Source organism: Pseudomonas putida, assembly GCF_001941965.1.
GTDB lineage: Bacteria > Pseudomonadota > Gammaproteobacteria > Pseudomonadales > Pseudomonadaceae > Aquipseudomonas > Aquipseudomonas putida_L.
Genome location: NZ_MKZO01000021.1, coordinates 40,730 through 58,374, shown reverse-complemented (window position 1 = coordinate 58,374; position 17,645 = coordinate 40,730). Strand labels below are relative to the sequence as shown.

The 17,645-nt window shown below is 64.5% G+C and carries 17 protein-coding genes and 1 tRNA gene; 6 read left to right on the top strand and 12 right to left on the bottom strand.

Annotation, left to right across the window (positions count from 1 at the left end; all coding sequences use genetic code 11):
* Nucleotides 1-8: 8 nt before the first annotated feature.
* Complete coding sequence (locus PSEMO_RS12820) at nt 9-191, bottom strand: PAAR domain-containing protein (RefSeq protein ID WP_075803449.1); 183 nt, start codon at nt 189-191, stop codon at nt 9-11.
* Between the two features lie 291 nt (nt 192-482).
* On the opposite strand from PSEMO_RS12820, the gene PSEMO_RS12815 reads away from it, so the two are divergent.
* Nucleotides 483-737: a hypothetical protein gene (locus PSEMO_RS12815; RefSeq protein WP_075803448.1), complete on the top strand. Its 255-nt coding sequence runs from the start codon at nt 483-485 to the stop codon at nt 735-737.
* A gap of 112 nt (nt 738-849) precedes the next feature.
* On the opposite strand, the gene PSEMO_RS12810 is transcribed toward PSEMO_RS12815, so the two are convergent.
* Together PSEMO_RS12810 and PSEMO_RS12805 are read right to left on the bottom strand one after the other, a co-directional pair.
* Nucleotides 850-2,550, bottom strand: a complete 1,701-nt coding sequence (locus PSEMO_RS12810; RefSeq protein ID WP_075803447.1) for an amidase — start codon at nt 2,548-2,550, stop codon at nt 850-852.
* 303 nt (nt 2,551-2,853) lie between these two features.
* Nucleotides 2,854-2,928 (bottom strand) — tRNA-Gln (locus tag PSEMO_RS12805).
* A 326-nt stretch (nt 2,929-3,254) separates the two neighbouring features.
* Here PSEMO_RS12805 and PSEMO_RS12800 point away from each other — a divergent pair.
* Nucleotides 3,255-3,881, top strand: a complete 627-nt coding sequence (locus PSEMO_RS12800; protein ID WP_075803446.1) for a LysE family translocator — start codon at nt 3,255-3,257, stop codon at nt 3,879-3,881.
* A gap of 3 nt (nt 3,882-3,884) precedes the next feature.
* On the opposite strand, the gene PSEMO_RS12795 is transcribed toward PSEMO_RS12800, so the two are convergent.
* Together PSEMO_RS12795 and PSEMO_RS12790 are read right to left on the bottom strand one after the other, a co-directional pair.
* On the bottom strand, nt 3,885-4,922 hold the full coding sequence (locus tag PSEMO_RS12795; RefSeq protein ID WP_075803445.1) for an LLM class oxidoreductase: 1,038 nt from the start codon (nt 4,920-4,922) through the stop codon (nt 3,885-3,887).
* A gap of 19 nt (nt 4,923-4,941) precedes the next feature.
* On the bottom strand, nt 4,942-5,574 hold the full coding sequence (locus PSEMO_RS12790) for a glutathione S-transferase family protein (RefSeq protein WP_256721115.1): 633 nt from the start codon (nt 5,572-5,574) through the stop codon (nt 4,942-4,944).
* Between the two features lie 134 nt (nt 5,575-5,708).
* On the opposite strand from PSEMO_RS12790, the gene PSEMO_RS12785 reads away from it, so the two are divergent.
* Complete coding sequence (locus PSEMO_RS12785) at nt 5,709-6,599, top strand: LysR substrate-binding domain-containing protein (protein ID WP_075803443.1); 891 nt, start codon at nt 5,709-5,711, stop codon at nt 6,597-6,599.
* 70 nt (nt 6,600-6,669) lie between these two features.
* On the opposite strand, the gene PSEMO_RS12780 is transcribed toward PSEMO_RS12785, so the two are convergent.
* Genes PSEMO_RS12780 through PSEMO_RS12770 form a run of 3 tightly spaced genes read right to left on the bottom strand, consistent with a single transcriptional unit; the run spans nt 6,670 to nt 9,822 of the window.
* Nucleotides 6,670-7,224: a DUF3237 domain-containing protein gene (locus PSEMO_RS12780; RefSeq protein ID WP_075803442.1), complete on the bottom strand. Its 555-nt coding sequence runs from the start codon at nt 7,222-7,224 to the stop codon at nt 6,670-6,672.
* 12 nt (nt 7,225-7,236) lie between these two features.
* Nucleotides 7,237-9,078, bottom strand: coding sequence for a CocE/NonD family hydrolase (locus PSEMO_RS12775; RefSeq protein ID WP_075803441.1), 1,842 nt, complete (start codon nt 9,076-9,078; stop codon nt 7,237-7,239).
* Nucleotides 9,079-9,093: 15 nt separating this feature from the next.
* Nucleotides 9,094-9,822 (bottom strand): TorF family putative porin, encoded by a 729-nt coding sequence (locus PSEMO_RS12770; protein WP_075803440.1) that lies wholly within the window; start codon nt 9,820-9,822, stop codon nt 9,094-9,096.
* A 219-nt stretch (nt 9,823-10,041) separates the two neighbouring features.
* Here PSEMO_RS12770 and PSEMO_RS12765 point away from each other — a divergent pair, with 219 nt between their 5' ends.
* Complete coding sequence (locus PSEMO_RS12765) at nt 10,042-10,911, top strand: helix-turn-helix domain-containing protein (protein WP_075803439.1); 870 nt, start codon at nt 10,042-10,044, stop codon at nt 10,909-10,911.
* A gap of 130 nt (nt 10,912-11,041) precedes the next feature.
* On the opposite strand, the gene PSEMO_RS12760 is transcribed toward PSEMO_RS12765, so the two are convergent.
* The 3 genes from PSEMO_RS12760 to PSEMO_RS12750 are packed head-to-tail and all read right to left on the bottom strand — an operon-like array spanning nt 11,042 to nt 14,842.
* Complete coding sequence (locus tag PSEMO_RS12760) at nt 11,042-12,337, bottom strand: NAD(P)/FAD-dependent oxidoreductase (RefSeq protein ID WP_075803438.1); 1,296 nt, start codon at nt 12,335-12,337, stop codon at nt 11,042-11,044.
* A gap of 14 nt (nt 12,338-12,351) precedes the next feature.
* Nucleotides 12,352-13,437, bottom strand: coding sequence for a polyamine ABC transporter substrate-binding protein (locus tag PSEMO_RS12755; RefSeq protein WP_075803437.1), 1,086 nt, complete (start codon nt 13,435-13,437; stop codon nt 12,352-12,354).
* A gap of 46 nt (nt 13,438-13,483) precedes the next feature.
* Nucleotides 13,484-14,842: a glutamine synthetase family protein gene (locus PSEMO_RS12750; RefSeq protein WP_075803436.1), complete on the bottom strand. Its 1,359-nt coding sequence runs from the start codon at nt 14,840-14,842 to the stop codon at nt 13,484-13,486.
* Between the two features lie 290 nt (nt 14,843-15,132).
* Between PSEMO_RS12750 and PSEMO_RS12745 the strand changes: the two genes are divergently transcribed.
* On the top strand, nt 15,133-15,438 hold the full coding sequence (locus PSEMO_RS12745) for an NIPSNAP family protein (RefSeq protein ID WP_075803435.1): 306 nt from the start codon (nt 15,133-15,135) through the stop codon (nt 15,436-15,438).
* A 69-nt stretch (nt 15,439-15,507) separates the two neighbouring features.
* Nucleotides 15,508-15,720, top strand: coding sequence for a DUF3079 domain-containing protein (locus PSEMO_RS12740; RefSeq protein WP_075803434.1), 213 nt, complete (start codon nt 15,508-15,510; stop codon nt 15,718-15,720).
* 3 nt (nt 15,721-15,723) lie between these two features.
* On the opposite strand, the gene PSEMO_RS12735 is transcribed toward PSEMO_RS12740, so the two are convergent.
* The gene (locus tag PSEMO_RS12735; protein ID WP_075803487.1) at nt 15,724-17,481 is read right to left on the bottom strand and encodes a glycoside hydrolase family 15 protein; all 1,758 of its coding nucleotides are present in this window, start codon (nt 17,479-17,481) and stop codon (nt 15,724-15,726) included.
* Nucleotides 17,482-17,645 lie beyond the last annotated feature (164 nt).

The window sequence follows — 17,645 nt, the reverse complement described above, 5'->3', positions numbered from 1 at the left end:
TAACTCTTTCAGTCGCTTTTGACAAAGGACACACCTCCCTCGATCTGGTAGGTCAAGCCAGTGACGCCACAGGTGACGCTGTCACCCTCGCGGGAATGTTCGATGCCCATCATCGTCATCAGCTTGTCGGAGCCGGTGACGACACCTCCACAGCTGGTCTTGTCGCCGAGGCGAATGAAATAGCCAACCATCGCGTTGTTTTCCTCTTGGCGGGGTAATCGGGTCGTACCCGAGTACCGGTAATGGCCTGCGCTGCGCTGTCAGATTTCTGAAGGCATGCAGGCCGACTGCCTGAGAATGGGGAGGATGCTTGGTGGGGTATGTAGGACGGATCTGAGTGATATAGAGGAATGCGCCTTATTTTCCTGATATCTCCAGAGTGCTGGCGCTGGGTGCGGAGTGCACAGTGGCCGATCCAGTTGAATCTCCTCGCACGGGCGATGGTCACAGGCACAACGACCATCGCATCGAGAGAGGTAGTCATGAGCAACGATGAACTGGAACGCGAAGTCCTGACCCGCCTGCTGCACGCGCATCCGGAGGGGCTGGGCAAGGAGATTCTCGACAACTACCGCGGCGAGAAAGCCGTGGCCGGGATGCTCAAGACCTTGCAGGAACGCAAGCTCATCCAGGGCCACCCGGTCAAGGTGGAGGAGCATGAACCGAGTGTCGAGTTCCCGATCAAGCTGACCAGTGCGGGGGTGGAGGCGGCGAAGCGGTTGGAGGGGGTGGAGTAAAGATCCAGAGCGCGACGCGTACTCTGTGGGAGCGGGTTCACCCGCGATTAGGGTAGTGAGTTCACCACCGCAATCGCGGGTGAACCCGCTCCCACAGGGTCCGTGTTGGGCTTTAGAGCTTAGGCGTACGCGGCGGAATCATCCGGCGGTTGCCGGTAGCCTCGAACGCCGCCCCCAGCTTCAGCAGGTTCGAATCGTCATAAGCCTTGCCGGCAAAGGTCAGGCCCACCGGCATGCCGATATCGGCCATCACGCCCATCGGTACGGTGACGGTCGGCACGCCCAGGTGACGGATCGCCAGGTTGCCGTTGGCCACCCAGATGCCGTTGCTCCAGGCGATATCCGCCGACTCCGGGTTGACGTCGGCATCCGCCTGGCCAACATCGGCCACGGTCGGGAACAGCACCGCGTCCAGACCCTGCGCGTCCATCCAGTCTTCGAGGTCCAGCTTGCGGGTCGCTTCCAGGCCGCGCAGGCCGTCCGGCACGGTGGAGATCTCGTTCCACGGGGTGATGCCGCGTTCGGCCATCTTCACGTATTCGTCCATGCCCGCAGCCAGATCACCTTCACGGTTGGGCAGGGTGCCCGGGTCGTGGGGGAAGATCTTCGGTCCATCGACATCCACCAGGCGGTTCAGCTGCGGATCGCCATTGGCCTGCAGGAAGTCGTCGAAGGCCCAGGCGGTCAGGTCCCAGAGTTCGTGGTGGAGGAACTCCTTGGAAACGATGCCGCGATTGAACACGGTCGGCGCACCCGGGCGATCACCCTCGCAGTTGGATACCAGCGGGAAGTCCACCTCGATCACTTCCGCACCGGCCGCTTCAAGCGCCTGGCGGGCCTGTTTCCACAGGTCGATCACCGAAGCGCGGGTATTGATGCGCTGGCCGGTCGGGCCGCCGATACCCGGTTCCTCGGAGGTGCCGGCGGCTTCGTCGGCATTGATGTACATGCGCGGCACACCGAGGCGCTTGCCAGCCAGGTCGCTGGCGCCCACGGCCAGTTCGGCATAGGACGCCGGGCGCACCGAGGCCACGCTCGGGATCGGCACCCAGGGTTGCAGGCGCCACAGGTCGCCGCGGGTGTCGGTGTCTTCGGCGACCACCACATCCAGCACTTCCAGCAGGTCGGCCATGGTCCGCGCGTAAGGCACCACCACGTCCATGGTCGGGGTCAGCGGCCAGTTGCCGCGTACCGAGATCACCCCACGGGACGGGGTGTAGGCGCACAGGCCGTTGTTCGACGCCGGGCCACGACCGCTGGACCAGGTTTCCTCGGCCAGGCCGAAGGCGGAGAAGCTGGCGGCGGTGGCGGTACCGGCACCGTTGGACGAGCCGGAGGCGAACGGCGCGGTCAGATAGGCGGCGTTGTACGGGCTTTCCGCACGGCCATAGACACCGCGCTGCATCCCGCCATTGGCCATCGGCGGCATGTTGGTCTTGCCCAGGCAGATCGCCCCGGCAGCGCGCAGGCGCTCGATGGTGAAGGCGTCCCGGTAGGCCATCAGGCTGGCGAAGGCCGGGCTGCCGGAGGCGGCGGTCAGGCCCTTGACCAGGTAGCTGTCCTTGGCGGTGTAGGGAATGCCGTCCAGCGGGCCGAGGGTTTCACCGCGGGCGCGACGGGCATCGGAGGCAGCGGCTTCGTTCAAGGCCTCGGCATTGCGCACCACCACCGCGTTCAGTGCGGTCGGCGTGTCTGCGCCATCGTAGGCATCGATCCGGGCAAGGTAGGCCTTGACCAGCTCGACCGCCGTGGTCTGGCCGGACTCGAGCGCGGCACGCAGTTGGGCAATGGAAACTTCGGTGACCTCGATCATGCAGCTTGCTCCGGTGGCTGACAGGTAACAGGGAAGGGGATTCCCTCACGCAGGGACATCACGCTTTTCAAATTGTTTTCTCGTTGGATACCCCGTTGTGTGGTTTTACACAACGGCTAGGCCTAAAGCGGGTGATATTTTTAACACTTGGCGATCAACAAGGGAATGGGGCGCGATGCAAACCCAGTGATTTAGCCGATAGGCCGCACTGTATCCGTTGAGTGTGTAGAAAAATATGAACAGTCGATCGCCGTGTGCTTGAGCACCGGAATCAGGAGAGGAGGGAGAGAATAGAAGAAAAAATGGCAGGGGCGGCTGGATTCGAACCAACGCATGGCAGGATCAAAACCTGCTGCCTTACCGCTTGGCGACGCCCCTGTTGCGACGGACAAAAGCTTGTCCTGATGCAGATCCCGCTGCTGGTCACTGTGTGTCCGTCGCGGGATGGGCGGCAATTTAACAAGATTTGTTACGGGTGGGAAGTATTTTTTGCAAAGAAAAGCGTTTTTAAACAGCGACTTAGTTGGAAACAAGGCGCAGGTCCGATCTGCGCGGACCTTGTGGGAGCAGGTTCACCCGCGATTACGTCGGTGAATTCACCATAGCAATCGCGGGTAAACCCGCTCCCACAGGGTCCGCGTTGCTATGCAAATCAGGTTAAAGTCCCATCACCCTGGACCTTTCCACACATCAAGGAGGATGTAATGTTCCCCATCGACATCTGGCTCGCCTATACCGCCGCCTGCCTGCTGCTGGTGATCGCCCCCGGCCCCGACAATCTCCTGGCCATCGGGCGCGGCCTGAGCCAGGGCCGCCTGGCCGCCATCGTTTCCGGCATTGCATCGGGCACCGGCATCCTGTTCCACACCACCACCGCAGCCCTGGGCCTGACCCTGCTGATGCAGACCTCTGCCGTGGCCTTCTGGGTGGTGAAGATCATCGGCGCCGGCTACCTGCTGTGGCTGGGGATCAAGGTGCTGCGCTCGCGCAACCTGATCAACTTCGCCCCGGCGGCGAAGCAACCGTTGCGCAGCATTTTCATTACCGGCTTCCTCTCGGCGGCGCTGAACCCCAAGCCGGGGTTGTTCGTGCTGGCGTTCATTCCGCAGTTCGTCAATCCGCAACTGGGCTCGGTGACCGTGCAGATGTTCGTCTATGGCCTCTGGTTCGCTTTCCTCACCGCCGTCGGCTTCGCCTTGATGGGGGTATTCGCCTCGGCACTGACCAACGCCATTCGCAACCGCCCACGGGTGGTCAATGGCCTGAATATCGGCGCCGGGGTGACTTTCGTCGCCTCCGGCGTTTCGGTGGTGACATTGAGTCAGAAGTGATCGTTACCAATCGCTTGGCAACGCAGGTGGCCCTGGCAGCGAAGGGAAGTGCGGCAGCACTTCTTCAGCCAGTTCCTGGATGACCTCGGTGGGCGGTCTTTGCGAGTGCTGGATACCCAGCGCCGCATGGTTCACTCCCGCCGCCTGCCAGCGTTCGAGCAGATCAAGAAGGCCCTTGCGACCGGTTCGCAGTACATAGCCGCCTTGCAGCGGTGTGCGTGGATAGTCCGGATCATCGACCAGATCCAGCCATTCATTGGTCATATGCGGTCGGAAGCCGCCGTCGCGGATCAGCTCGCGCCAGGCACGGATCTTTTCCGCCAGGTGTTGCGGCCCGCGTTCGTTGTGGGTCGCATCCGGGTAGGTGAGCCAGCCGTCGGCATGTTCGGCGATCCATTCCAGCGATTGGCCGGACGAGCCGGTGACGATCAGCGGGATGCCTCCCGTCGCCGGGTCGGGTAGCAGCTGTGCCCCGGTGAAGCGACCGAGTGGCGAATCCAGGGTCAAGGGGCCAGGGCCCAGCAATTGACGGAAGCACCTCACCGCTTCGGCGAAGCGTTCCCCCCGCTGCGCACGATCGATACCGTAGGCAGGAAACTCGATTGGCCGGTCGCCGGACGCAATCCCCATCACCAGACGCCCGCCAGACAGTCGGTCGAGGCTGGCCGCCGCCTTGGCCAGGTCAATGGGGTGGCGCAGGGTAAAGATGGCACTCCCGGTCGCCAGCGCCACGTTCTGCGTGCGCGCGGCAAGAAAGGCCAGGTAGGTGAACGGATCGAAGACCTGGCCCGCATCGCCGAAGGATGGATCGTATAAAGGTACGTCACGGACCCATACGGCGGCGAAACCAAGCCGGTCGATCGTGCTGGCCAGGTCGGCCTGGCCCGTCAGCACCTCCATGCGCCCCTGGTAAAAGCGCAGGGGCAGGAACAGACCGAGCGTCAGGCGCTCGGGGGCGAACATGCGCCGGTAGCCGGGATGGCCGTGGAACCTGGCCATTGGTGCGCCGGTCAGGCGCGGAGTAACAAACGCGTCGTTCATAAGTGACCTTCCTTGTGCCTCAGGCACCCGTAGCCGGTGCGGGAATGACAATGCCGCGCTGCACCGCCGGACGGGCGGCGACCCGTTGGTGCCAGGCATCGAGATGACGGTGATGGCTGAAGTCGAAGCCCACCAGCCGGGCGATATGGCTCCAGCCGAAATGCGCGATATCGGCGATGGAGTAGTGCTCTCCCGCCAACCAGGTGCGGGTAGCCAGGCGCTGGTCGAGCACGCTGAAAGCCGCCTCGGTCAGCGCCCGGTAGCGCTCGATGGCGGCGGGCAGGGGCGTCTCGGCAAACAGCTCGAAGTGCACGCGCTGGCCGAGCAGCGGGCCGACGCTGGCGGCATGGAACTGCAGCCAGGTGATCGCCTCCCAGCGCTCCCGCGCAGTGTCGGGCAGCAATTGCCCGCTGAGGTCGGCGAGGTACAGCAGGATGGCGGCCGATTCGAAGAGCGTGATATCGCGCTGGTCATCGCGCAGTACCGGGATGCGTCCGTACGGGTTCAGCGCGAGGAATTCCGCCGTGCGGTGTTCGTCGTTATCGATGCGGACGTGGTGCAGCTGATAAGGCAGCCCGAGCTCCTCCAGGGCGATGGTGATCTTGAAACCGTTGGGCGAGCTGTCGGTATACAGGTGAAGCATTGGCGGCATCCTTGTTCGGGGCGGTTTCGCTTGAGGAGTGAGCTGGCCTAAACTGCCAGGCACTCCGTTGTGGCAATGTTCCCTGATGAAGCCAATGCTGGAAAACGATGAATCATGAAGCCTGAATTTAGAAAAACTAAACCATGAACAGCATTCTTCCGTTGCTGGCCCTGCGCGCCTTTACCCAGGTCGGGCGCTTCGGCAGCGTCAAGCACGCCGCCGAGTCCCTCGGCGTGACCCCGGGTGCGGTCAGCCAGCAGATCCGCCAACTGGAAGAGCGGCTCGGCGTGCCGCTGTTCAATCGCGGGCGCAATGGCATGCACCTGACCGAGGCCGGGCAGAAGGTCTGGCCGCAACTGCTGGCCGCCTTCGAACAGATCGAGAGCGCCCTGCATACGCTGGAAGCGGACCGCCTGCGCCCGACCGTCACGGTCAGTACCGTGCCCTCGTTCGCCGCCTCCTGGCTGGTTCCGCGACTGGGCCGCTTCACCGAGCGGCACGGGCATATCGAGGTGCGGGTCGAGGCCTCGGGGGCACTGGTGGACCTGCGTCAGGAGCGGGTGGATATCGCCATTCGCCACGGACTGGGCGACTATCCGGGGTTGTCCTGCGAGCCACTGATGGCTCCGGTGCTGCTGCCGGTGGCGAGCCCGACGCTGTTCGCTTCACGGACCGGCCTGGTCGAACCGGCGGATTGCCTGGAGTGGCCTTTGCTGCAGGACGCCGATCGCGCCGATTGGGTGTTGTGGCTGGGCGCCCATGGTGTCGCCCAGGACCCGCGAGCCGAACGAGGGACGGCCTTCGATGACGATTACCTGCTGATTCGCGCCGCCGTGGCCGGGCAGGGGCTGGCGCTGGTGCCCGAGCAATATGCGGCGGAGGAAATCGCTGCAGGACGCCTGGTGCAGGTGCTGGACAAGCCATGGCCGGCACGGTTTGCCTATTACCTGGTCACCCTGGCGGAAGGGGCGCGGCGCCCTGAGGTGGAGGCGTTCATGGCCTGGATACGCGACGAGGCAGCCGACGTTCAGTGACGCACAAAAAAGCCCCCGCGACCTGACATCGCGGGGGCAAACGAGTGGACACCCCTATGCTGCGCTGCCGTTACACACCGTCCACCCGGTAAACCCCGATCAGCACCTCCTTGTCATTCACGTCGTCGATGGTCCCGACGTAGGTGTAGTCCTCCAGCCAGTCGTACTTGCCCGCTGGGGTGCTGAAGCTCGGCACGGTGCGGCAGTAGAAGTCGGCCTGGGTCAGCTCCTCGCCCTTGGCCTGTTTCGCAAGGCCCGCAGCGGTCGGCCGCCAGAGCCCGTAGTTGTGGATGATGATCACCTGGCCGTCTTCGGTCTTGAGGCGATAGAGCGCATCGATCTTCGTCACCCCGTCATTACGCTCCACCGACATGTCGGCGCCGCCGGGAATCACCTCGCCCTTGAACCCGCTCGCAACGAAGTGCCCGCCGATGATCGGGTAGTTGATCCGGTGGCCTTCGGCACCTTTGCCCATGTCCTCGTCGGCGCCGAGCTTGACGTTGATCTGCATGACCAGCTCAGTCTTGACCCGGTCCGGCTTGCTGTCCTTGAGTTCGCCGGCCTGGACGACGCCGACGAGCAGGCCGAGGGCGGTGACCAGCAGGGTGTGCGTGGTTGTTTTCATGAGTGCGCTTCCTTATTTGAGTGGGTCGGGACGGCAGGGTTGCTTGAGCAGGCTGTCGCAGGCCGGCTGGGCCTTGGGAATGGCGACGCCCTTGAGTTCGCCAAGCACCAGCGCTGACGGGTGTTCGGCGTCGTGCAGCAGCTTGGGCCGGGCGGGCAGGGCGAAGGTGTCGAAGCCGTAGCCGCCGGTGCGACCCGGCGCATCGATCCAGATACGGATGCGCGAACCGGCACGGAACGGGTGGGAGAACGGCGGGATTTCCACCCGGCCCAGGGTTGGCGTGTCCGGCAGCATCGGTTCGACCGCGTCCGGGGTATCCAGGCGCCATGGGCGCAGGGCGGTGGACTTGTGGTCGTCGAGCTTGCGCGACGACATGCGCAGCCAGCCGCGCTGCACGAAGACTTCCTGGCCGTCAGGCAGCAACTGGGTCAGGGTCACCTGCACGTCCATGTCCGGGCCCATCGGCGTCGACAGCCAGAGGTCGGCGCTGGCCGTGCCGTAGCCGAGCACATCGCGCTGCAACGGCGCGCTGGTGTAGGCCAGGCTGCCGTCCTTCCAGCCGGGCTTCTGTGCGCCCCAGGCGTTGTCTTCCTCGTAGGTGTTCACGTCCGGGCCGGCTACCGGGTAGGTGTACTCGTCCGGCTCGCCGCTGGGCTGGCCGTTCTCCAGCAGCTTGCCGTCGCCGGCCAGGGCGAAGCGCAGCGGGGTGATGTCCAGGGGCAGGCGCGGCCGTTCGATGACCCAGCCCGGGGTCGCGGTTTCGTTCAGGTCATGGGGCGTGTCGCGTTTCGGGCTGGTGGTTTCCTGCCAGATTTCCACGTGCGCGGTCTTGTCGAAGCCGTTGCCCTCGCCCTTGACGAAGTGGTCGAAGAAAGCCACCAGCTTGTCGCGGAAACGGGTCGCTTCGTAGATATCGTGGGGGCCGTTGGTTTGCACGGTCCACAGTTGCTCGGGCTTGAGCGTCTCGTGGTAATAGCCTTCGCGGGCCATCACCGCTTCGTCCTGCCAGGCCTCGAAGGACAGCACCGGGACCTGGATGCGGTGGGTGCGTGAGCGGATGTTGCGCTGTTCGGTCCATTCGTCCCGCAGCGGATGGCGGATCAACTGGTAGGTCAGGGCATGCTTGCCGATCTCCGCCTCGTTGCGTGCCAGCTGGGCCAGGCAGCGGCTGTCGTTCTCGCTCTGCGCGCTGGCCTTGACCGCTGCCCAGCGCTGGGCCAGGTACCAGTGCCAGCCGGTCACGAATTCCGGCGCCGGCACGCCGCCCGGTGCCCAGCTGTCGCCCCGGGCATCGCCGAGGACCATGCCCGGCGCAATGGCCTTGAGGCTGGCGGGGCGCTCCGAGGCGGTCATCAGTTGCGACATGCCCGACCAGGACCAGCCGAACATGCCGACCTTGCCATTGGACCAGGCCTGTTTCGCCACGAACTCCACGGCATCGCGGCCATCGGTGCCGTAGGCCGGGCCGAGGAAGTCGAAGGTGCCCTGGGAGCAACCGCTGCCCCGGGCCTGCACGCCGACTACCGCATAGCCGAGGGCGACCAGTTGCTTGTCGAGATCGACCGAGAAGGTCTCGTCGTCCGCCAGGTAGGCGCTGCCGCCGATGCTGCCGGAGTCGTAGCCGCTGTAGCGCACCAGCACCGGGAACTTGCCCGAAGTCGCCGGGAGCAGGGCGGAGTAGCGCAGTTCGGTGCCGTCGGCGGTCTTGATGTAGCCGGTCTCGCGCTTGGCCCAGAAGGGCTGCCACTGGCGGGCGGGAATGTCGCTGACGTCCTGCCCGGGGATGTCCTGGGCAGCGTGCGCGCAGGCACAGAACAGCAGGGCGGCGGCCAGCGCCGTGGTACGGAAGATCATGGCGGTTTCCTTGGGTCAGAAGAGCTTCGAAGCGGAGAGCATCACGGTCGCCGAGCAGATATCGTCGACGCCCTGGGTGGACTGGCATTCGGCCCTGGACAGGTCGGTATCGACATAGGCCAGGCGCCAGTCGATATCCAGCAGGGTCCTGTTCAGGCCCACTTCCCAGTCGTGGTAGGTGCTGCGGGTGCTGCCGTCGTGGCTGACGTAGACCGGGTCCTTGGCGTCGGAGTAGCCGTAGCGCAGGTCCAGCGAGGTTTCCCAGGGCAGCTCGAAGCGGTAGCCGGCCCAGAGCACGCTGCGGTCATCGCCGTAGGGCTTCACTTCCTTGGTGTATTTCATGCCGAAGGTGGCGTTCCAGGCACTGAGCACGCCGATCCATTCGCCGTAGTTGAAGGCGCTGTCCTTGGGGTAGTCGTACTCGTAGTAGATCAGCGAGGCGGCGATGTCCTCGTTGAAGCTGTGCTCGATGCCGGCGTAATAGTCGTATTCGCGACGGGTATCACTGTCGAAGTCGACGTTGGAGGTGAACACCCCGAGCAGCAGCCCGCTGGAGTGCCGCAGGCTCAGGTCGAGTTGCAGGGCCGGGCGGTTGAGGGTCTGGGAGACACCGCCGGTGCGGTAATCGCTCATCGCCGCGACCAGTACGTCGAGGGTGAAGTCGTCATTCAGTTCGATGGCCTGGACCGGCAGTGTCAGACCCAGGGCCAGAAGCGCGCCGAGGCGCCTGGTGGTTGCTTTCATGTGCTCCGCTCCGTTTATTATTCTTGATGGCAGATGTGCACTAACTGGTTATTGGTCTTACTTATTTTTTTTGGGTGAAGCCTGTTCGTGACTCGGTTTTGTGTCGTGAACAGGCTTAATTTATGGCTTTGCGACCTATGGTCTCTATCCGTCTTGCGCACGAAAGCCGTCCGGAACTAACCTGATGATTAATAAAATTAACAATATGGGATGTGGGCTATGACGATCAGGGTGCTGGAGGCGCAGGAGGTGAACGAGCACCGCGTCGCCCTGCCGGGCTGGCAGGAGCAGTACACGCAGATGTCTGCCGGGCGTTTCCAGGGGCGTCTTGTGCATGCCGAGACGGCGGGCGTCGAGTTGTACGAGGAGCGCATGAACCTGCGGGTCGAGCAGGAATTCCATGCGCCGGCCGATGCCCTGGTGTTCAGCTTCGACATGAGCGACAACGCCCTCTACCTGCTCGACGGCCAGACCCGCAATGCCTGGGTCACCCCCGAGAATTACCGCGAAGTGGCGGTGGTGTTGAAGCAGCCGGCGACCTGGCAGCGTTCGGCGGCGGAGTTTCGTCGGCTGGTCCTGCAGCCGCTGCGTTCCAGTGGCTGCAATGCCTTCGCCAGCTCACTCAGTGGCGTGCTCGCCGAAGCGGTGCGCGGAGAGGTGGATGTGGATGCGCCGGGGTTTGCCCGGCAGATCGCCGATGGTTGCTTCCAGTTGCTCGACGAGGCCATGGACGTGGGCGGGCGCGGGCGGGCGGAATGCCATATGCGCCGGGTGGTGGAGCGGGTCAAGGAGGTGGTCAACGACTGCCCGCAGGACAGTTTCGGCGTGCAGGACCTGGCGGATGCGGCGGGGGTCTCGGTGCGGCATCTGCAGCAATCGTTCCTGCGCTATGCCGATATGCCGCCGACGGTGTGGCTGCGTAACCGGCGCTTGAATGCGGTGAGAAGGGACCTGCTGGCGGCGGACCCGGGGCAGGTGACCGTGGCCGAGGTGGCGATGCGCTGGTCGTTCTGGCACCTGGGGCGGTTTTCCCAGTCGTACCATGGGTTGTTCGGGGAATATCCGAAGGAGACGCTGAAGCGGGGGTGAGGGCTTGGGGCCTTGTGCCGGTTTTCAGGGCCTCATCGCTGGCAAGCCAGCTCCCACAGGGTTCAGCGGCGCCGCGGACACTGTGGGAGCTGGCTTGCCAGCGATGAGGCCATCAAATACACCACATCAATCAGCCAACCATCTCCTTCACCCGATACCACAACATCCCCAGCGCCAGCAGCGGCGAGCGCAACAGCTTGCCCCCGGGGAAGGTCAGGTGCGGCACCGCGCCGAACACATCCAGCCCCTTGCTCTGCCCGAGCGAAATCGCCTCCGCCAGCAGCTTCGCGCTCCAGTGCGTGACATTCAGTCCATGCCCCGAATACCCCTGGGCAAAGAACACGTTCGGATGCTGCGCCAGCCGCCCGACCTGCGGGAAGCGGTTGGCGGTGATGCCGATCATCCCGCCCCACTGATAGTCGATGCGCACATCTGCCAACTGCGGGAAGACCTTGAGCATCTTCGGCCGCATATAGGCGCCGATATCCTTGGGGTCGGTCCCGGAATAGTGACAGGCGCCGCCGAACAGCAAGCGCCGGTCCGCCGTGAGCCGGTAGTAGTCCAGGCCGACCTTCTGGTCGCACAGCGCCAGGTTCAGCGGAATCAGGCTGGACGCCACGGCCTCGGACAATGGCTCGGTAACGATCACATAGCTCCCCGCCGGCAGCACCTTGCCACTCAGCTTCGGCTCCAGCTCATCGAGATGGGCATTGCAGCCCAGCACCAGGCTGTCCGCCCGCACCCGGCCATGGGCGCAGTGCACCACCACCTGGTTTCCATGCTCGATCCGTACGACCGGGCTCTGCTCGAAGATCTTCACCCCCAGCCGGCTGGCCGCCCGGGCTTCGCCGGTGACCAGGTCCAGCGGGTGCAGATGCCCCGAGCCCATGTCGATCAGCCCGCCGGCATAGCAGTCGCTGGCGACCACCTGGTGCATGCGCTTCGGCTCCACCAGCTCGATCGGGTGCGGATACCCCGAACTTGCCAGTGACTCGTACTCTTCACCCATCGCCGCGAACTGCGCCGGGGTATTGGCCAGTTCGCAGAAGCCCCAGCGCAGATCGCAGTCGATAGCGAACTCGTCGATGCGTTCGGCGACCAGGGTCACCGAATCCACCCCGGCCCGCTCCAGATAGCGCACGCCTTCTTCGCCGACATATTTGGCGAAGCCACTGACATCGTGGCCGATGCCACGAATCAGCTGCCCGCCATTGCGCCCGCTGGCGCCCCAGCCGATGCGCCGGGCCTCCAGCAGCACCACCGAGTGCCCGCGCAAGGCCAGCTCCAGGGCGGTGTTGACCCCGGTCAGGCCGCCACCGATCACGCACACATCGGCCTGGATCTCGCCGTCCAGCGCAGGGTAGGGCTGGCTGTCGCGGGCGGTGGCGGCGTAGTACGACGCCGCATGCTCAGCGCTTTGCATCATCAAGGGATCTCGACTCATTGGTTGAACTTGACCTTGCTCCAGCTGCGGGTCATCAGGCGCATGATCTTCGGCGACGGGGCCTTGGAGATATACAGCTTGTCCAGCACCGCCTGGGGCGGATAGACCTCGGGATTGTTCAGGGTCTCGGGGTCGATGAACGGCCTGGAGTCGGCATTGGCGTTAGGGTAACCCACATAGTCGCTGATTCCGGCGATCACCTTCGGCTCCATCACGTAGTTGATGAAGGCCAGGGCCTGGTCGGGGTTCTTCGCGTCGGCGGGAATCGCGATCAGGTCGAACCACAGGTTGCTGCCTTCCTTGGGAATGCTGTAGGCGATCTTCACCCCGTTGCCGGCCTCGCGGGCGCGGTTGGCCGCCTGCAGCACATCGCCGGAGAAGCCGAACGCCACGCAGATATCACCGTTGGCCAGGTCCGAGATGTACTTGGAGGAGTGGAAGTAGGTGACGTAGGGGCGCAGTTCCAGCAGGCGCTTTTCCGCCTTGGCGTAGTCGGCCGCGTTGGTGCTGTTGGGGTCCAGGCCCAGGTAGTTGAGGATCGACGGGATCAGCTCGTCGGCAGAGTCCATGAAGGCCACGCCGCACTTCTGCAGCTTCTTCAGGTTCTCCGGCTCGTACAGGGTGGCCCAGGAGTCGATATGGTCGACGCCCAGCACTTCCTTGACCTTGTCGACGTTGTAGCCGATGCCGTTGGTGCCCCACAGGTAGGGCACCGAGTGGCGGTTGCCGGGGTCGTTCTGTTCGAGCAGCCTGAGCAGCGCCGGGTCCATGTGCTTCCAGTTCGGCAGCTTGCTGCGGTCCAGTTCGAGGAACACCCCGGCGTCCACCTGGCGGGTCAGGAAGTGGTTGGACGGTACGACGATGTCGTAGCCGGTCTTGCCCGCCAGCAGCTTGCCTTCCAGGGTCTCGTTGGAGTCGAAGACGTCGTACACCGGCTTGATCCCGGTGGCACCCTCGAAGCCGGCGAGGGTGTCCGGGGCGATGTAGTCGGTCCAGTTGTAGATGCTGACACTGGGCTGCGCGCTGGCCAGCAGCGGCGCGGCGAGCAGGGCGAGAGGGGCAAGACGTTGCAACAGCTTCATGGCGACTCCTGATCCGTTTTTATTGTGTGCGGCGGGGCGATCGATGTCAGACGCTGAGCAGCAGGAACTCGCGTTCCCACGAGCTGATCACGCGCTTGAAGTTCTCGTGCTCGGTGCGTTTCACCGCGACATAGCCCTGGACGAACTTGCGGCCCAGGTACTGTTCCAGCACCTCGCAGTTCTCCATCGCTGCCAGGGCGTCCTCGATGGTGATCGGCAGGCGCAGGCTGCGGCGCTCATAGGCGCGGCCCTGGACCGGTGCGCTTGGTTCGATCTTCTCGACCATGCCCAGGTAGCCGCACAGCAGGCTGGCGGCGATGGCCAGGTACGGGTTGGCGTCGGCGCCCGGCAGGCGGTTTTCCACGCGCATGGCTTCCGGCGAGGACGGCGGTACGCGCAGGCCGGCGGTGCGGTTCTCTTCGCCCCACTCGACGTTGACCGGCGCCGAGGTGTCCGGCAGGAAGCGGCGGAACGAGTTGACGTTCGGCGCGAACATCGGCAACACCTTGGGAATGTACTTCTGCAGGCCGCCGATGTAGTTGAGGAACAGCTCGCTCATGCTGCCGTCTTCGTTGACGAAGATGTTCCGGCCCGACTCGCTATCCACCACGCTCTGGTGGATATGCATGGCGCTGCCCGGCTCGTCGGTGATCGGCTTGGCCATGAAGGTCGCCGCCACGTTGTGCTTGAGTGCGGCTTCGCGCATGGTGCGCTTGAACACGGTGATCTGGTCGGCCAGGCTGAGGGCGTCGCCGTGGCGGAAGTTGATCTCCATCTGCGCCGGGCCGTCTTCGTGGATCAGCGTATCGAGGTCCAGGCCCTGGGCTTCACACCAGTCGTAGACGTCTTCGAACAGCGGGTCGAATTCGTTGGCGGCATCGATGGAGAAACTCTGGCGTCCGCTTTCCGGGCGGCCCGAGCGGCCGATTGGCGCTTCCAGGGGGAAGTCCGGGTCGCTGCTGCGCTTGGTCAGGTAGAACTCCATTTCCGGCGCGACGATCGGCGTCCAGCCTTTCTGGGTGTACAGGCGCAGCACGCGCTTGAGCACGTTGCGCGGCGACAGCTCGACGGGGTTGCCGCGCTTGTCGTAGGTGTCATGAATCACCATCGCGGTGGGCTCGATGGCCCAGGGCACCAGGAAGATCGCCTCCGGGTCGGGGCGGCAGAACATATCGATGTCCGCCTCGTCCAGCAGGTCGTAGTAGATCTCGTCCTCGACGAAATCGCCGGTGACGGTTTGCAGCAGGACGCTCTCCGGCAGGCGCATGCCGCCTTCGGCGAGAAACTTGTTGGTGGGGGAAATCTTGCCGCGGGCGATGCCGGTGAGGTCACTGACAATGCATTCGACTTCGGTGATCTGGTGTTGCTTCAGCCAGGTGCTCAGCTGATGCGCGGGGGTGTTCATGCAAACCTCTGACGGGTTAGTTGGAAGGCACGCGACCGGCGTGGGCCGGTGGGCGCGTGACTAGTCTTGGTCAGAGGCGGGGGGCGGTTCTATCCGTTTTCCGCAGGAATGGCTGGTGTCGCTCTTTCGGGCCTCATCGCTGGCAAGCCAGCTCCCACAGGGTTCAGCGGCGCCGCGGACACTGTGGGAGCTGGCTTGCCAGCGATGAGGCCCGAAAGAACAGCAACTTTGTTCAAGGCCGGAACGCCTCCGGTCAATACACTTGAGTCCTTCATCCCCAAGGACTACTCATGATCACCTGCCAGGTTCGCTACATCATCGACCCCTATCAGCTACCGGCCTTCGAAGACTACGGCCGCCAGTGGATCCGCCTGGTCCAGCGCCTCGGTGGCCAGCACCACGGCTATTTCCTGCCTGCCGAAGGTGCCAACAACATCGCCTACTGCCTGTTCAGCTTCCCCGGGCTTGCAGAGTACGAGCAGTACCGCAAGCAGGCGGAGACCGATCCCGAGTGCATGGCGGCGGTAGCCAAGGCGGTACAACTGAAGTTCATCCTCAGCTATGAGCGGACCTTCCTGCGCCCCGTGCTGGAGTGACGCGTATCAATATCCCGGGCCATCCAGCGGAGTAGGGTGATACTGCCCCAACCCAGCAGGGAGCCCACCATGGCCAAGCCGTTTCCCGTCAATCCCAAGCACCCCGAGCGCATCTGCTGGGGTTGCGACCGCTACTGCGCTACGGCCGAGCTGGCCTGCGGCAACGGCGCCGACCGCACCATGCACCCCGCCGAGATGCTCGGCGAGGACTGGTACGAGCACGGCGACTGGGGCCTGGAAATCAGCGGCAAGATCGCGACCGACAAGCAGTCCCCGTCCTGACCCTCAACCCGTGTGCTCCTGGCCGCCAATGGCCAGTGCGGCGCGAATCAGGGCCAGGTGGGTCAGGCCCTGGGGCAGGTTGCCCAGGTACTCGCCGCTGTTTGGATCGATCATCTCCGCATAGATCCCCACCCCATGGGCCAGCCCCATGACCGCCGCCTCGAAGGCCCGGGTCGCGTCCTCCCGTTGACCGAGCAGGGCACGGGCCTCGACCAGCCAGAAGGTGCAGGCCAGGAAGCAGCCTTCCTCGCGATACACCTCGCTGTAGCGATAGTGGAAGGCGCCGCAGCCCAGTTCGCGCTGGATGGCATCCAGGGTGCTGTTCAGGCGCTCCCGCGTCGGATAACCGAAGTGCACGGCCAGGGCCACCGAGGCATCCAGCTGTTCGCTGCCGGGGTAGAACTGGTAGGCCTGCAGTTTCTCGCTCCAGCAGTGTTTCTCGATCCAGTCATGCACGCGCTGGCGCTCGCGGTCCCAGCGATCGCGGCAGGTGGTCGGCAGGTGGCCGTCGTCGGCCAGCTCCACCGCCCGGCTCAGGGCCTGCCAGCAGGCGATCTTGGACAGGGTGTAATGCTGCTCGTCCGGCAGTTCCCAGATACCGGAGTCCGGCTTGCGCCAGCGATCGGCGCACTGGTCGGCGATGCCGGAGAGGATCCGCGCGCTGACCGAATCGAGGATATTGCCGCAGTCGATGAAACAGCGTGCGGTCTGGAAGATATCGCCGAAGATGCCGTGCTGGGTCTGGTTCACCGCGTCATTGCCGATCTGTGGCGGCGAGTTCTTGTAGCCGGGCAGGTGCACCGGGCGGGTGCCCTTGGCGAGGTCGCCTTCGAGGGTGAAGAGCACCTGCGGACCGTGCTCGCCAAGGCGGTGCAGCAGCCAGGTAAAGGCCGCCTTGGCTTCCAGTTCGGCACCGATACCCAGAAACGCCTCGATGGTGTAGCCGGCATCGCGCACCCAGGCGAAGCGGTAGTCCCAGTTCTTCGGCCCGCCGATACGTTCTGGCAGGGAGGTGGTGGCGGCGGCCATGATCGAGCCGGTGGACGAGGACAGCAGTAGTTTCAGCGCTAGCGCGCTGCGGATCACCAGGGGTTGGTAGGCGCCTTCATAGTTCAGGCCGTCGCTCCATTGCTTCCATTCGCGGTGGGAACCGTCGATCCGCGCGTCGATCAGGTCCAGCGGCGGCACCACCAGCGGTTCGTCGCGGCCGCAGATGATCGCCAGCAGGGTCTTTTCCCCGGCCTTGAGGCTGAGACGGGCGCGCAGGCCGAGATCGTCCTTGCGTTCGACGTCCAGCAGGGCCTTGTCGTAGCAGACCAGGCCGAGGATGTGCCCGGCATGGAAGACGCAACCGTTGTGGTTGGCGGCCAGGAAGGGGCTGACGGTATCGGCCTGGGTGCCGAAGTCGATGCGGATGGCGAAGTCCATCTGGCCTTCGAGCACTTCGATGCGCCTTGCCAGTTCGCCCCAGGGCAGACGGCCGGCGGGGCCGCTGTTGAGGGATTCGGTGAGGAGGGCGCGGCCGGTAGCGCCGATGACCAGGGTTTCCAGGACGTTGCTGCCGGGCCGGTAACGGCGTTCGATGCGGTACTTGCCCTCGGGGGTGATGGCGAAGCGGCCGCCTTCAAGGGGCGAAAGCAGGCGGTCGAACAGCGGTGGGGAGTCCATGTGCGGCACGCACCACCAGTCCACCGAGCCGTCCCAGCCCACCAGGGCCACCGAGCGACCGTCGCCGAGGGCGGCGTAGCCTTCCAGCGGCAGCCAGCCGCCGGCGTCCCGTTGCGGTTCGCCGAGCTGGTAGCCGTTCATCACGCTGTCGTCCACGGGGAGGGTCTCCGAAATGCAAAGGGGTCATTCGGAGAGATTCGTGGGGGAGGGGTTTGGTTCCGGGAGGTGTGTTGTTGCTGAGGGCCCTATCGCTGGCA